Raw genomic sequence first — 14,308 nt, 5'->3', positions numbered from 1 at the left:
CTCAGCGCTCATGAAAACCCCGAACCTGAAAAGACTGTTCAACGGTTGTCTGCTCCTCGGCGCCACCGCATTGCTCGGCAACCCGGCCTTCGCGGCCGAAGACGCTTCCTGCAAGAACGTGCGCATGGGCGTGGTCAACTGGACCGACGTGATCGCCACCAGTGCGGTGGCCGATGTGCTGCTCAACGGCCTGGGCTATGAAAGCAAGCAGACCAGCGCCGTACAGCAGATCATCTTCGCCGGCATCCGCGACAAGCGCCTGGACATCTTCCTCGGCTACTGGAAGCCGGCGATGGACAAGAACATCGAGCCCTTCGTCAGCGCCAACCAGGTCAAGGTCATGGCCAGCCCCAGCCTGGCCGACGCCCAGGCGACCCTGGCGGTACCGCAGTACGTGGCGGACGCCGGACTGAAGACCTTCGGTGATATCGCCAGGTTCAGGGACCAGCTCAAGGGTACGATCTACGGTATCGAACCCGGCAGCGGCGCCAATACCACGATCAAGACCATGATCGACACCGACCATTTCGGGCTCAAGGGCTTCAAGCTGGTGGAGTCGGGAGAGGCCGGCATGCTGGCCGCGGTGCAGCGGGCGATCAACCGCAAGGAGTTCGTGGTCTTCGTCGGCTGGACCCCGCACCCGATGAACATCAACATGAAGATCGCCTACCTGACCGGCAGCGAGGACGTCTACGGCCCCAACGAAGGCGCCGCGACCGTCTCCACCGTGACCGCCCCGGACTATGCACAACGCTGCCCGAACGTGAACCGGCTGCTGGAGAACCTGACCTTCACCGCAGCCCAGGAAAGCCAGCTGATGGTACCGATCATGGAGCGCCAGGCTCCCCAGGATGTCGCTCGGCAGTGGCTGCGTGATCATCCCGAGGACCTCAAGCGCTGGCTGGCGGGGGTCACCAGCATCGACGGCCGGGATGGCGTGGCAACGGTGCAGGCCAGCCTGAAACCGCAATGACCGACTATCCCCTTTCCCCCGGCATGAGCGCCTTCGTCAGCAAGACGCTCGGTTTCACCTGTCCGGACAGCAGCATCCAGGGCCTGCGCCGCAGCTACAGCCGGATGTGTCGGGCCTTCACCCCGCCCCGTCCGGCTGATATCGAAGTCCGGGAGCAGCGTATCGGCCAGGTGCCGATACGCCTGTACCGCCCGACCTCACCTCGCCCGGCCAATGGCTGGCCCTGCGTGGTCTATCTGCATGGGGGTGGCTGGGTGGTGGGTGATCTGGACTCCCACGACTTCATCACTGCCGAACTGGCCTCCAGGCTCCAGGCCGTGGTGGTTGCCGTGGACTACCGGTTGGCACCCGAGCACCCCTACCCGGCCGCATTCGACGATTGCCTGGCCGTCTGGCGCGGCTTGCGTGCCGAGGCCGGCACCTGGCAGGTGGACCGGCGGCGCATGGCGATCGCCGGCGACAGTGCCGGCGGCAACCTGGCCGCCGCCGTGTGCCTGGCGCTACGCGATGCCGCCGAGCCGCAACCGCTGTTGCAGGCGCTGATCTATCCGGGACTGGGTGGTAGCGACGGCCTGCCTTCACGTAGCGAGTGCGCCGACGCGCCGTTGCTCAGCAGCGACGATGTACGCAGCTATCACGCCTGGTACCTGGCGGACAGCGACAGGCCTGAAGCCTATGCGATGCCACTGCGGGCAACGAACTTCCAGGGCCTGGCCGCGGCGTTCATCGCCGTGGCGCAGTACGACCCGCTGCGGGACGACGGTGTCTGCTATTTCGAGCGCCTGAAAAAGGCCGGCGGCAGCGCCAGCCTGCATGTCGGCCTGGGCCTGGTGCACGGCTGCCTGCGGGCACGGGGGCAGGTGCCCGAGGTGGACCTGCTGTATGAAAAGCTGCTGGCGCAGTTGCGGCGCCATCTGACCCTGTGAGCGAGCGCCCCGCGAAACCTCTACCCTAAGCGGGAGCCGGCCCCACAGACAGGGCCGGCAACGTCAGATCACGAAACGGGCCACCATCGCCTTCAGGTCCACCGCCAGGCGCGACAACTCATGGCTGGCAGCGCTGGTCTGGTTGGCGCCGGCTGCCGACTGGGAGGCCAGGTCACGGATGTTCACCAGGTTGCGGTCGACCTCGCGGGAGACCTGTGCCTGCTCCTCAGAGGCACTGGCGATCACCAGGTTGCGCTCGTTGATCAGGTTGATCGACTGGGTGATCTGCTCCAGCGCAACCCCCGCCGCCCGTGCCCGCTCCAGAGTATCCTGGGTACGCTGGTTGCTCTGCTGCATCGACTGCACGGCTTCACTGGTGCCGTTCTGGATCCCCGCCACCATCTGCTCGATCTCGCGGGTCGACTGCTGGGTCCGATGGGCCAGGGCCCGCACCTCGTCGGCCACCACCGCGAAACCACGCCCGGCTTCGCCGGCCCGGGCCGCCTCGATGGCGGCGTTGAGCGCCAGCAGGTTGGTCTGCTCGGCAATCGCCCTGATCACGTCCAGCACCTGGCCGATGTCCCGGCCCTGGGCGGCCAGGCCCTCGATCAACGCCGAAGTGCTCTGCACGTCATGGGTCATGGTCTGGATCGCTTCCACCGTCTCCACCACCCGATCCCGTCCGTCGCGGGCGGCGTGGTTGGACTGCTGGGACGCCTCGGACGTCGAGACCGCGTTACGCGCCACCTCTTCCACGGCGCTGGTCATTTCGTTGACTGCGGTGGCTGCCTGTTCGATCTCGTTGTTCTGCTGTTGCAGGCCACGGGAGGCCTCTTCCGTCACCGCGCTGAGTTCCTCTGCCGCCGAGGCCAGTTGGGTGGCCGAGCCGGAAATCTGCTCGATGGTCTTGCGCAGGTTGTCCTGCATGCTCGACAGGGCCGTCAGCAGGCGCGCCGGCTCGTCCGTACCGTCGATCCGGATCGGCTTGGTCAGGTCGCCACCGGCAATGATCTCGGCGGTTTCGACGGCGGTCTTCAAGGGGCTGACAATACTGCGGGTCAGCAACCAGGCCAGCAGCACCGTCATCAGGGCGGCAATCACCGAAACGCTGATGATGCCGGTGCTGGCATTGTCATACTGACGGCCCGCCTCGTCCGAGGCGGCCTTGGCCCCGGCCTTGTTGATCTCCACCAGTTGATTGAGCTGCACGCCCATCAGGTCGGTCCCCGCCTTGATCTGGGTATTGATCAGGTTGCGCAACTCATCGAGCTTGTTCTGCCGGGACAGCTCCATCATGCGGGTCTGATCCTGCAGGTAGGTCTCGAGGGTCGCGGAAAACTCCCGGTACTTGGCCAGTTCCTCGCCCTGGGAAGGCAGGTCGGCGTAACTTTTCTGATCCTTGCGAACCTTGTCCACCAGGAACGCGATGCGCGTTTCGGCTTCCTGCAGAGCGGCCGGTTCACGATTGGTCAGGACCCGAAAGGACAGGATGCGCATCCGCAGCACACCCTCGATCACATTGCCCAGGTAGCCCACGCTGGGCAACTGGTTGGTCTGCATGTCGATGGACGCCTGACGGATCACCGTCATGCGGGTTTGCGCAAACACTCCCAGCACAATCACCAGCAATGCAATGAATGCAAAACCGAGAAAGGCCCGAGGGGCGATATTCATATTGCGTAGGGACATGGGAAGCTCTCTCTCAACAATGAGGCGATCAGCATCCATGCCATCTCTCTATCGGGCTCTGTCACCGGATAGTTTCAACGCCATGCAGCAAAACGACATGGACTCATCAGCAATATCGGCAGGACTTTATGTTTTATACAGGGCGAAAAGTAAAAATACTTCCAGAAATTACAACTAGTTGAGAACTCTTATCTATGACGCAAAAAAGATAGCCTTTTAATATCAAAAAATCGATTCAGCTAGTGTAACTTTATAACGCTTTAAATAAAACTGGATCCAATACCCAAGGGAAAACAATGAAAAAGGCGGAAAGCGAATGCACTTCGCCTCCCGCCTTCTACAAATCCTGGAAAACCCCGTGGTTATTCGCCCGTCTTGATCCTGCTCCACAGTCGTGTGCGAATCCGATCGATGTTCAACGGCATGGCCTCCAGGGCAAACAGCTTGCCCATCATCTGCGGGCTCGGATACACCTTGGTGTCGGCCTTCAGGGCCGGGTCGACCAGGCTGTCGGCCGCCGCGTTGCCGTTGGCATACTTCACGTAGTTGCTGATACCGGCCATCACTTCAGGCCGCAACAGGTAGTTCATGAAGGCATAACCGGCCTTCTCGTCCGGCGCATCGGCCGGCATGGCAACCATGTCGAACCAGATGGCCGCGCCCTCCCTGGGAATCGAATAACCGATCCTGACCCCATTGTGCGCCTCCTGGGCGCGACTGGCGGCCTGCAGGATATCGCCGGAAAAACCCACCGCCACGCAGATATCGCCATTGGCCAGGTCGGTGGTGTACTTGGATGAATGGAAGTACGCCACAAAGGGCCGCACTTTCATCAACAGCGCCTCGGCCTTCTTGTAGTCCGCCGGGTTCTTGCTGTGGTGCGGCAGGCCCAGGTAGTTGAGTGTCGCCGGCAACAATTCGGGGCCATTGTCGAGAATCGCTACACCACACTTGTGCAACTTCTGCATATTCTCCGGCTTGAATATCAGGTCCCAGGAGTCCACCGGCGCATTGTCCCCCAGTACCGCCTTGACCTTGTCGATGTTGTAGCCGATCCCGGTGCTGCCCCACAGATAGGGGAAACCGTGTTCGTTGTCCGGATCGTTGACCTGCAGGGCCTTGAGCAGCACCGGATTGAGGTTCTTCCAGTTCGGCAACTGGCTCTTGTCGAGCTTCTTCAGCGCGCCGCCCTGGATCTGCCGGGCCATGAAGTGGTTGGAAGGAAACACCACGTCATAACCCGATTTGCCGGTCATCAACTTGCCATCCAGGGTCTCGTTGCTGTCGTAGACGTCGTAGCTGAAACCTATCCCGGTTTCAGCCTGGAAGTTCTTGGTGGTGTCCGGGGCGATATAGTCCGACCAGTTGTAGATCTTGACGGTTTCGGCCGCCTGGACGAAGGACGCCACCAGCATCAGGGGAGCAAGGGACATGCGGATCATGAGTCGATTCCTGGGTATGGTTGTTATTGGCAGGCTCAAGTGATCAGAGGATCAGAAAATCAGCACATAGGTCTTGCGCACGGTCTCCTGGATATCCCAGATGCCGGTGCTGTTGGCCGGCAGCATCAGGGCATCGCCGGCCTCTATTTGCAGGGGCTCGCCCTCATCTGGCGTGAAGGTGCAGCGACCCTGGATGAAGTGACAGAACTCCTGGGCGGTGATCTGCCGCCGCCAGCGCCCCGGGGTGCACTCCCAGATGCCGGTCTCGACGCCGTCGCTGCGCTCGACGCAGGTGACCGAAGTCACCGACACCGGCTCGCCCAGGGGGACCGCGACCGGAGTCGAGGTCTCCAGGGCGACCGTGGCGGTGTTCTTGAATTGCGTAATGCTCATGGATTGCACTCCAGCGGATGAATGATCCGGCGCCCCAGCGCCGGCTACTGCATGAAACTTTCCATGAAACCGGCCAGGCGGCTGGCCAGCTTGCGGCGCCAGGGGGCGGCATTGGGGTTGGCCAGCACCTGATCCTCGTGGACGAAACTACGCACGATCGCGTTGTAGCCCAGCCAGCGGCAGGGCTCGGGCTCCCAGGCACGGAGCGCGGCCAGCCCGCCTTCATGGATCACCCAGGGCTGCCGGACACGCGCGGTATCCTCGCGCAGGATCAGATCGGCCAGGGTGCGCCCGCCCAGGTGACTGGCCCCCACGCCCTCCCCGCCATAGCCGCCGGACAGCGCGATACCGTTGGCACGATCGCAGAGCATGTGCGGCCGGAAACGTCGCGGCATGCCCAGGTTGCCACCCCAGGAATGGCTGATACGGACCTTTTTCAACTGCGGGAACAGCTCACCGAACAGGTAGCGACGCAGCTCGATTTCCTGCCCGCTGAGGTTGAAGTCATGCCGCAGCCGGCCGGCGAAGCGATAACCGCCGCGGGCACCGAAGACCAGTCGATTGTCGGCCGAGCGCTGGCCGTAGGTGACCTGGCGGCTGCCTTCGCTGAAGGCCTGGCCGCGGTCGAGGCCGATTTCCTCCCAGGTGGCCGCCGGCAGCGGTTCGGTGGCCACCAGCAGGCTCTGCACCGGTAACTGGTAGCGGCCCAGCGGTGGCAGGGTCACCGAATAGCCCTCGACGGCCGGCACCACCCAGTGGCTGCGGACCTGGGCCTTGGCGGTGCGCAGCCCCCCGGGGCGCCAGTCGGTCACCGGCGTGTTTTCGTAGATCGGCACCCCCAGCCGCTCCACCGCACGGGCCAGCCCGCGGGCCAGCCGGGCCGGCTGGATCGTCGCCATGTGCGGCGAGAAGATCGCCCCGTACGGCCGGGCGATGCGAATCTGCCGGGCCAGCTCGCTGGGGCTCAGCCAGGTGTAGTCGGCTTCGTCCAGGCCCTGGCGGTGCAGGCCCTGCAGGTAGGCCCGCAAGCTGTGTTCCTGCTCGGGATAACGCGCGGCACAGTAGAGCACCCCGCCCTTGCGATAATCGCAGTCGATGGACTCCTGATCGATGACCGCTTTCACCTCGTCGGGAATGCCGTGCAGCAGATCGAAGGCGTCGCGCCGTTGCTGCGGCGACAATCCGGCCAGCAGGCGATCCTCGCCCAGCAGGTTGCCCATCAGCCAACCGCCATTGCGCCCCGAGGCCCCGAAGCCGGCGGTCTGCGCCTCGATCACCACCACCTTCAGCTGCGGGGCCTGGCGCTTGAGGTAGTAGGCGGTCCACAGCCCCGTGTAACCGGCACCGATGATCGCCACATCGACGTCCAGGTCCCGCTCCAGGCTGGGCCGTGGTGTCAACGGCTCATCGAGCTGATCCATCCATAAACTGATATTTCGCCAGACCGGCATGCAGCACTCCGCAACCTGTAACAGATGGCTGCGATGCTAGTCCGGCTGCTCAAGGCGTGTCTTGCGCGCGTGCACGCAAGGAAATTTGCCGGACATAGGCCTTGGGCGACAGGCCGGTGTGCTGGCGGAAACAGCTGTAGAAGGCCGAAAGCGAGTTGAAACCGGCGGCGAACGCCAGGTCGTCGATCCGCGCCGACGGCCCGGCCTGCTCCAGCGCCGCGAGCAGATGCCGCAGGCGGGCCTGGTTCACATAACGGTAGAAGCTCTGGCCGAGCACCTGGTTGAGCAGGTAGGAAATCTGGTTGCGGCTGTAGCCACTCTCCCTGGCCACCCGTTGCAGGTCGAGGCCGGGGTCGAGATAGGGTTGCTGGCGCTCGAAGTACTGCTGCAGGTCGTCCGCCATGAAGCTCAGTTGCCGGGGCGAAAGGCCCAGGCGGCTGGTCGCCGGACGCAATGGGCTCGCCTCGGGGCTGGCGGCCTGCTCATGCACCAGCGAGGCGTATTCATTGACCCGCCAGATCAGCCCGTCACGGACGGTGATCGCCTCGCTGGAACGAAACGACACCAGCCCCGCGCCACCGCGCAGGGTGAGCTTGTACTGGATGAACGCCGTGTTGCCGTCGAGACGGATCCGGTCGCTGTGTTCCAGCGCCTCACCGCAATCGCGGGGCATGCTGGCCTGTACGTAGTCACGCAACTCGCCCAGGCCCATCACGCGGTTCTGGAAGAAATCGTGGTACTGGACATCCGGGTGATACAGGGCCATGACGCCGTCCAGGTCGCGATGTTTCCAGCGCAGGTGGTAGCGCAGGACGATTTCGCCGGTGGCCCGGGTCTGCAGTGGACCGTCATCGTCGTCGAACATGGAGCGCTCGCAAGTGAAGGTTTCATGACATCGATCAAGTTACAGGAAAACAATCGCCCCACAGGCCGAAAAAACTCCCTGCGGGTGATGGACGGGTGCTATTTTTAGCACTCGGCTTTTTAACACAAGGCCAGGTCGGACCATGAGGTCCTGCCGTTCCTACCCGCGAGCACAAGGAAGCGCTCAATGACACAGGTGGGCAACATGAGCAAATTCTTCAGCAAGGTCACGTTTCCCAATGCCTGCCAACTGATGCGCTGGCATTTTCATCCGATGGGTTTCGAAGCCAGCATGGACGCGCCGGGCAGCATGGTCGCCCGACTGTTCGACCGGGCCAGCGGCGAGACCCTGATCGCCATCGCCGGCATCCCCTGTGCGACGGTGATGAATGCGGCCGATGTGGAACGCATCATCGAGGCGATCGAGGCCGAGCTGGAGTCCTTTGTACCCCCCCAGAACCTGCAGGTCCTGGCCTGATCAGTCACACGCTGTCGCCTCAACGACAGCTATCGCCAGCAGGCCGGCTCCCACGGGGTACAGCCGTGCCGGTGTGCCTACCTTGTCAGTGACACCACCGTTCACCTGGCGCGCCAATCGGCAAAAAACGCCTTGCCCGCCGCGATCCGATCGGACGCCTTCGGCGCATTCGCCGCCTGGGCATCCGGAGCGTCCAGAAACCAGTAGCAGTGCTTCACCGCCCGGGTGATGCCCACATAGGCCAGGCGCAGGATCTCGTCCTTCTGCGCGCTGTCATACGGCTCGGCATCGCCGTCCCGGCCCAGCCCGGCCATCCGGTAGACCTGGTTCTTGTACGGCGAACGCGTCAGGTGCAGGCAATCACCCAGGAGAAACACCGCATCCGCCTGCAGGCCCTTGGCGCTGTGGTAGGTCAGTTGCTTGAGCCGCCGCTGCTCGAAGGGCAAGCTAGAATCAGCATTAACTACAGCCTGAATATGTTTTTCAATCAACAACTTATCGCTACTTTTTCGAAACAGCATCAAGATACTGTCGCCGTTCCGATAGTGCTCTGCCAGGCGCCTGCCCAACTCCGCATCATCGCGCTCGAACACCTGCACCGGCCCCCCTTCCCTGGGCTCGCCGGCAGCCTTGGCCTTCTTCCCGGCGATGGCCGGCGCCGCGCGCACGATATGCTCGGCGGCATCGATGATGTGCTGGTGGCTGCGGAAGTTGTCGCTGAGCATCACCCGCGTGGTCGACGGCGATGGGAACTCCTTGCCGAACTCCATGAAGTACTTGGGCGAGCTGCCCCGCCAGCCGTAGATCGACTGCCAGTCATCGCCCACGCACAGCAATGAGGAGTGCTGGGCGCCACGCCCGACATGCAGTGCCGGACCGCGCCGGCGAATCTCCCGCAGGCTGGCGCGCAGCCAGGAAACGATCTGCGGCGAGACATCCTGGAACTCGTCGATCATCAGGTGCGACAGCGGTCGCAGCAGCTCGTCGCTGAGCAGCGCCTGGTTTTCCGGGCTGTTTTCACCAAACAGCGAGAACATCCGGTTGTAGGTCATGATCGGCGGCGACTGCGCCAGCAGGTGCGCTTCCAGGGCCTTCCAGAACAGGCTCAGGGCTTCGAAGAAGAACCGGTCCGGATCATCCCTGGCAAAGCTCATCCGGCCGACCGCCACGCTGACGTCCAGGCCAAGGTTCTCGATGAACCCGGCCGCCATGACAAAACAGTCGAGCAACGGCGCCGAGGCCAGCTCACCCTTGACCTTGTAGTCGAATCCCGGGCCGGCACTGGCATTATCGCCCAGGGACGCCAGTACGCGCTTGGCCGACTCATAACTATCCAGCCATATCAATGACTTACGACAGAAAGCTTGAAACAGGGTGCGCTTTACAGCCCACTCCGCACGCACCGTCAGGCGCGATCCCGGGCGGGTGATCTGCGGACTTTCGCGCGGGTCGAAGCCCAGCACCACCCAGGCATCCAACTGCTCGATGTAGCCGTGGCAATGGAACGGCGAGCCGTTGATCTCCAGGGTCTCGCGGTTCGGTTCGATGCCCTTGATCGGCCAGGCACCGGCGCGGAACCACAGGTCCTCGATGGTATCGCACAGTTCCTCATCGCGCCGGGAAGCCAGCTCGGTCACCGCCATGCGCTTCTGCACGTCAGGATGGTCCTGCTCCAGTTCCTTGAGCTGCAGGGCATGCTTGTACAGCGGCGCCAGAATCTCGCGAAAACGCGGATTGTCCCGCTGCAGGCGGTGGTAGCAGGCGTTGAGGTGTTGGCGCTGGGCGTCGTTGATCCGCAGGTCGAACGGGTTGCTGTCGCTTGCTTCGTCGTCGCCGGCCGTGCGTGTCCCCAGGTTCTCGAACGCCTGCAACTGGCCGAAACCCGGCAGGCCGCGAACCATCGGCAGGATTCGCGAGTGGAAAGTGCGCACCACCTCCCTGGCCTCGCGCAGGCCGAGCGGGCGCCCCCACAGGGCGAAGACCTCGATCAGCTTGGCAATGAAATCCTTGCGCGACTCGCGGGTGAAGGTCACCACGGTCAGCGAGTCGAGCTCGAAGCCCAGGTAATGGGTCAGCAACAGGATGCGCAGCACCAGCGAAGTCGACTTGCCCGCGCCAGCCCCGGCGATCACCGCAGTCGACGGGGTATCGCTGAAGATCATCTTCCACTGCGCCGCGCTGGGTTGCCCATGGGCAGGCAACCGTCGGGCGACGTCGGCCTTGATGCGTTTCTTCAACTCGCCGCTCAGCGGCAGGCGCCAGTCGTCGAACAGGTTGTCATCGACCCCGGGCGCCCGGTGCTCCGCAGGACGGGTATCACGGATCAGCAGAACCTGGCGGCCTTGCTCCAGGCCCTCGGCGTGCCCTTCCCGATAGCCGTACTCGACACCGGCGCTGTGGCCGCTGCGAAAGCCGTCCGCCTGGCCCTGCAACCAGGACGCCACGTGCTGCGCCCGCAGGCGGCTCAGGCCACCGCCCAACAGACGGGCCAGCAGGCGCCTGAACAGCGGCAACTGGGCCAGGGAGGAAAGTTCGGCAGGCGGTTCGGGGCTGTATTGCGACACGCTGACTCCAGGTCTGGGACTGTCCGGGCGAAAGGCCTATGGTCGCCCGATTGGACCAGCAGTTCTAGTCAATTGCTTTTCAATCAGCCATTTAGATGACGAAGTGAAAGAACAGACATCACTCTGCCACTGACCAATAATCGATTAAATCGATCATTATGAAGAACAATTTACGCTTTTTATCGATATTGCTTTGACCGATGATGAGTCCATCAACCACCGGTCATCGCGACACCAGCCCGCGACGAACCTGAACAGGAGCAGAATCATGCTGCAACTTCGACCTTTCAACAGCCTGGGCGGGGCCCATCATGGCTGGCTGAACGCACACCACCACTTCTCGTTCGCCGAGTACTACGATCCGCAACGCATGCACTGGGGCAACCTGCGGGTCTGGAACGACGACGTGATCGCCCCCGGCACCGGCTTCCCGACCCATCCGCACCGGGACATGGAAATCATCACCTATGTGCGTGAGGGCGCGATCAGCCACGAGGACAACCTCGGCAACAAGGGCCGTACCGAGGCCGGCGATGTGCAGGTCATGAGTGCCGGCACCGGCATCGCCCACAGCGAGTACAACCTGGAGTCGACACCGACCAAGATCTTCCAGATCTGGATCATCCCGCAACAGGCCGGTGCGGCGCCTTCCTGGGGCACCCGGCCGTTTCCCAAGGGCGAGCGTGGCGAAGGCTTCGTGACCCTGGCCAGCGGCCGGGAGGGTGATGAGCAGAGCTTGCGGATCCGCGCCGATGCACGGCTGGTGGCGGCCAACCTCAAGGCTGGCGAAAGCGCCGAGTACCCTCTGGGCAGCGCTCGCCGCGCGTACCTGGTGCCAGCCACCGGGGTGATCGAGGTCAACGGCCTGCGCGCCGAGGCCCGCGATGGCGTGGCCGTGGCCGAGGAAGAGGTGCTGCGGGTCACCGCGCTGCAGGACAGCGAGATCATCCTGGTGGATGTGGCTTGAGGCGGCGGTGACTGTACCGACGCTTTCGCGGCTGAATCCGACGCCCACAGGTTCTGTGCAGTACACAAAATATGTGTGCGCCCCGATCCACTGTGGGGGCCGGATTCAGCCGCGAACGGGCACAGGCATCAGGCCGGGGAAATCGCCCCGTCCACCAGCACCTGCGCCTCTTCCACCAGGCGCTTGAGGTGATCGTCGCCGATAAAGCTCTCGGCGTAGATCTTGTAGATATCCTCGGTGCCCGATGGCCGCGCGGCGAACCAGCCGTTCTCGGTCATGACCTTCAGACCGCCAATCGCCTGTCCGTTGCCCGGCGCATGGCTGAGAATCTGCCGAATCGGCTCCCCGGCCAACTGGGTCGAACTCACCTGCTGCGGCGACAGCTTGCCCAGCAGCGCTTTCTGCGCCGGCGTGGCAGCGGCATCGACCCGTACGGAGAACGGTTCGCCCAGTTCGTCGGTCAGGCCACGGAAGATCTGGCTCGGATCACGACCGCTGCGCGAGGTCATCTCCGCCGCCAGCAGCCCCGGAATCAGGCCGTCCTTGTCGGTGGACCAGACACTGCCGTCCTTGCGCAGGAACGACGCACCGGCACTCTCCTCGCCACCAAAGCCCAGGGAGCCGTCGAACAGCCCGTCGGCGAACCACTTGAAGCCCACCGGCACTTCGTACAGGCGACGGCCCAGGCGCGCCGCCACGCGGTCGATCAGGCCGCTGCTGACCACGGTCTTGCCCACGGCCGCCTCGGCGCGCCATTGCGGACGGTTCTGGAACAGGTAGTCGATGGACACCGCCAGGTAGTTGTTCGGCGCCAACAGGCCGCCAGAGGGGGTGACGATGCCATGGCGGTCATGGTCGGGATCGCAGGCGAAGGCGACGTCGAAACGCTCCTTCAGGCCGATCAGGCCCTGCATGGCATGGCTGGAGGATGGGTCCATGCGGATCTTGCCGTCCCAGTCGACGCTCATGAAACGGAAGGTCGGATCGACCTGGGTGTTCACCACCTCCAGGTTCAACTGGTAGTGATCGGCGATCGCCGACCAGTAGCGCACGCCGGCGCCGCCCAGCGGGTCGACGCCCAGGCGCAGATTGGCACTGCGGATGGCATCCATGTCGATGACATTGGCCAGGTCCGCCACATAGCTGTTGAGGTAGTCATGGCGGTGGGTGGTGGCGGCCTTGAGCGCGCGCGCGTAGCTGATGCGCTTGACCCCGGCCACCTGGTCGGCCAGCAGCTCGTTGGCCTTGGCCTCGATCCACTTGGTGATATGGGTATCGGCCGGGCCGCCATTGGGCGGGTTGTACTTGAAGCCGCCGCTTTCCGGCGGGTTGTGGGACGGGGTGATCACCACGCCGTCCGCCAGGCCACGGGTGCGACCGCGGTTGTAGCAGATGATCGCGTGGGACACCGCCGGCGTCGGGGTGTACTCGTCGCCCTGGGCGATCATGGTTTCCACGCCATTGGCGGCGAACACTTCCAGGGCACTGGCTCCCGCCGGGGTGGACAGTGCATGGGTGTCGATACCGACGAACAGCGGACCGTCGATCCCCTGGGCCTGGCGATACAGGCAGATGGCCTGGCTGATGGCCAGGACGTGCCATTCATTGAAACTCAGCTCGAACGAGCTGCCCCGATGTCCTGAGGTACCGAAGGCGACACGCTGGGTGGAGATCGTCGCATCGGGTTGGCCGGTGTAGTAGGCCGATACCAGTCGCGGGATATCTACCAGCAACTGTGCCGGTGCCGGTTTGCCCGCAAAAGGACTGAGTGTCATGCAAAACCTCTGGAAGTGAAGGGTACGGGGAAAGCGCGCAGTTTACTGGCAGTTCGACACCGCCGGTAAGCTATCTATCCCGTGGCGGGAAAGATTTTTATGAGAGGCACCCCCTTCGGGCAAAGGGGGCGCGGGAGGGAGAGTCGTGCAGCGCGAATCCGGCGTCAGGACGCCCTCGCCCGCTCCTGCTGATGGCCGCCACCCTGGCTGTATTGCAGGTCATGGCGCAGCTTGGCGATCAGCTCCGAAATGGCGCGGCTGCTATCGAGCTTCGAGGCGCAGATGCCGGTGACCATCAGGTCCACCCGCTCGGATTTCCTGTCGAACACCTTGACGGTGAGGGATTCATCCGCCCCGACACTGCACTGGCAGCGCGTCGGCAGAAAGCTGCTTTCAATGATATTGCGTAATTCAAGCGACGATAGCGATAGCATGGCGACTCTCTCCGTTATATGAGACTGCCAGTTTCGAAGCCGGGACGGTCATCGACCGCCTGCGGAGGGTTCACACATCACAAGCCCTGCAAGCGCCACCGCCCTGTCCTATCCTGAAAGGCGGGTGCACCAACACAGACTAGGCCGTTTCCCCGCCATGCGTGAGCGCTGTTCGTCCGACAGGCGCACCACTGGTCGAGTTAATAGCGAAATGCCGCTATTCGGCCGGCAAGAAAAAACCTTTGCCGAGGCGGCATTTGCCCTTATCTTCGCCAGTTGTTTGCGGTTGCACCGTGAAAACGGTGCGGACCACCCGCGTTGTATCTTTCCACCGAGGGCACGACCCCTCCTG

General features: G+C 63.4%; 12 protein-coding genes and 1 pseudogene. 4 read left to right on the top strand and 9 right to left on the bottom strand.

Translation table 11 applies throughout. The features are described 5' to 3' along the window. The first annotated feature begins 25 nt into the window (after positions 1-25). Together ACMGT0_RS15320 and ACMGT0_RS15315 are read left to right on the top strand one after the other, a co-directional pair. Positions 26-973 (top strand): choline ABC transporter substrate-binding protein, encoded by a 948-nt coding sequence (locus tag ACMGT0_RS15320; protein ID WP_416773489.1) that lies wholly within the window; start codon positions 26-28, stop codon positions 971-973. Continuing rightward, positions 970-1,899: an alpha/beta hydrolase gene (locus tag ACMGT0_RS15315; protein ID WP_416773293.1), complete on the top strand. Its 930-nt coding sequence runs from the start codon at positions 970-972 to the stop codon at positions 1,897-1,899. The genes ACMGT0_RS15320 and ACMGT0_RS15315 overlap by 4 nt, the downstream gene beginning before the upstream one ends. A 63-nt stretch (positions 1,900-1,962) precedes the next feature. Here the strand turns inward: ACMGT0_RS15315 and ACMGT0_RS15310 are convergent, their stop codons facing one another. From ACMGT0_RS15310 to ACMGT0_RS15285, 6 genes and pseudogenes are all read right to left on the bottom strand, one after another. Continuing rightward, a complete protein-coding gene (locus ACMGT0_RS15310) occupies positions 1,963-2,826 on the bottom strand; it encodes a methyl-accepting chemotaxis protein (protein ID WP_416773487.1) in 864 nt (287 codons plus the stop codon). Beyond that, positions 2,821-3,573 (bottom strand): annotated as a pseudogene (locus ACMGT0_RS15305) (MCP four helix bundle domain-containing protein); the annotation flags it as partial. The pseudogene ACMGT0_RS15305 and the gene ACMGT0_RS15310, both read right to left, overlap by 6 nt. 377 nt (positions 3,574-3,950) lie before the next feature. Then, positions 3,951-5,030: a polyamine ABC transporter substrate-binding protein gene (locus ACMGT0_RS15300; protein ID WP_054061404.1), complete on the bottom strand. Its 1,080-nt coding sequence runs from the start codon at positions 5,028-5,030 to the stop codon at positions 3,951-3,953. Positions 5,031-5,081: 51 nt separating this feature from the next. Further along, a complete protein-coding gene (locus tag ACMGT0_RS15295; protein ID WP_416773291.1) occupies positions 5,082-5,423 on the bottom strand; it encodes a cupin domain-containing protein in 342 nt (113 codons plus the stop codon). A 44-nt stretch (positions 5,424-5,467) separates the two neighbouring features. Further along, entirely contained in the window at positions 5,468-6,874 is a 1,407-nt protein-coding gene (locus ACMGT0_RS15290) for an NAD(P)/FAD-dependent oxidoreductase (protein WP_416773289.1), read from the bottom strand. 49 nt (positions 6,875-6,923) lie between these two features. Further along, positions 6,924-7,739 carry an AraC family transcriptional regulator gene (locus tag ACMGT0_RS15285; protein WP_054059439.1) on the bottom strand — a complete coding sequence of 272 codons (816 nt, stop codon included), beginning with the start codon at positions 7,737-7,739 and terminating at the stop codon, positions 6,924-6,926. A gap of 186 nt (positions 7,740-7,925) precedes the next feature. Here ACMGT0_RS15285 and ACMGT0_RS15280 point away from each other — a divergent pair, with 186 nt between their 5' ends. Beyond that, positions 7,926-8,216: a DUF1652 domain-containing protein gene (locus ACMGT0_RS15280; protein ID WP_054059438.1), complete on the top strand. Its 291-nt coding sequence runs from the start codon at positions 7,926-7,928 to the stop codon at positions 8,214-8,216. A 101-nt stretch (positions 8,217-8,317) separates the two neighbouring features. Here the strand turns inward: ACMGT0_RS15280 and ACMGT0_RS15275 are convergent, their stop codons facing one another. After that, the gene (locus ACMGT0_RS15275) at positions 8,318-10,780 is read right to left on the bottom strand and encodes a UvrD-helicase domain-containing protein (protein ID WP_416773286.1); all 2,463 of its coding nucleotides are present in this window, start codon (positions 10,778-10,780) and stop codon (positions 8,318-8,320) included. A 268-nt stretch (positions 10,781-11,048) separates the two neighbouring features. Between ACMGT0_RS15275 and ACMGT0_RS15270 the strand changes: the two genes are divergently transcribed. Continuing rightward, a complete protein-coding gene (locus ACMGT0_RS15270) occupies positions 11,049-11,747 on the top strand; it encodes a pirin family protein (RefSeq protein ID WP_416773284.1) in 699 nt (232 codons plus the stop codon). A 128-nt stretch (positions 11,748-11,875) separates the two neighbouring features. Here ACMGT0_RS15270 and pgm read toward each other — a convergent pair whose 3' ends face one another. Both pgm and ACMGT0_RS15260 read right to left on the bottom strand, forming a co-directional pair. Continuing rightward, positions 11,876-13,522 (bottom strand): phosphoglucomutase (alpha-D-glucose-1,6-bisphosphate-dependent), encoded by a 1,647-nt coding sequence (gene pgm / locus ACMGT0_RS15265; protein ID WP_054059435.1) that lies wholly within the window; start codon positions 13,520-13,522, stop codon positions 11,876-11,878. Between the two features lie 164 nt (positions 13,523-13,686). Beyond that, positions 13,687-13,956 carry a DUF1652 domain-containing protein gene (locus ACMGT0_RS15260; RefSeq protein WP_054059434.1) on the bottom strand — a complete coding sequence of 90 codons (270 nt, stop codon included), beginning with the start codon at positions 13,954-13,956 and terminating at the stop codon, positions 13,687-13,689. Between the last annotated feature and the right edge of the window lie 352 nt (positions 13,957-14,308).

The organism is Pseudomonas sp. RHF3.3-3 (genome assembly GCF_048069595.1).
GTDB lineage: Bacteria > Pseudomonadota > Gammaproteobacteria > Pseudomonadales > Pseudomonadaceae > Aquipseudomonas > Aquipseudomonas fuscovaginae_B.
This window is presented reverse-complemented; position numbering and strand designations above follow the sequence as displayed.

Excerpts from the sequence above, each read along its gene's own strand:
- ACMGT0_RS15315 (WP_416773293.1), top strand. The coding sequence starts at position 970 with ATGACCGACTATCCCCTTTCCCCCGGCATGAGCGCCTTCGTCAGCAAG.
- ACMGT0_RS15310 (WP_416773487.1), bottom strand. The coding sequence starts at position 2,826 with ATGCAGGACAACCTGCGCAAGACCATCGAGCAGATTTCCGGCTCGGCC.
- ACMGT0_RS15300 (WP_054061404.1), bottom strand. The coding sequence starts at position 5,030 with ATGATCCGCATGTCCCTTGCTCCCCTGATGCTGGTGGCGTCCTTCGTC.
- ACMGT0_RS15295 (WP_416773291.1), bottom strand. The coding sequence starts at position 5,423 with ATGAGCATTACGCAATTCAAGAACACCGCCACGGTCGCCCTGGAGACC.
- ACMGT0_RS15290 (WP_416773289.1), bottom strand. The coding sequence starts at position 6,874 with ATGCCGGTCTGGCGAAATATCAGTTTATGGATGGATCAGCTCGATGAG.
- ACMGT0_RS15285 (WP_054059439.1), bottom strand. The coding sequence starts at position 7,739 with ATGTTCGACGACGATGACGGTCCACTGCAGACCCGGGCCACCGGCGAA.
- ACMGT0_RS15280 (WP_054059438.1), top strand. The coding sequence starts at position 7,926 with ATGACACAGGTGGGCAACATGAGCAAATTCTTCAGCAAGGTCACGTTT.
- ACMGT0_RS15270 (WP_416773284.1), top strand. The coding sequence starts at position 11,049 with ATGCTGCAACTTCGACCTTTCAACAGCCTGGGCGGGGCCCATCATGGC.
- pgm (WP_054059435.1), bottom strand. The coding sequence starts at position 13,522 with ATGACACTCAGTCCTTTTGCGGGCAAACCGGCACCGGCACAGTTGCTG.
- ACMGT0_RS15260 (WP_054059434.1), bottom strand. The coding sequence starts at position 13,956 with ATGCTATCGCTATCGTCGCTTGAATTACGCAATATCATTGAAAGCAGC.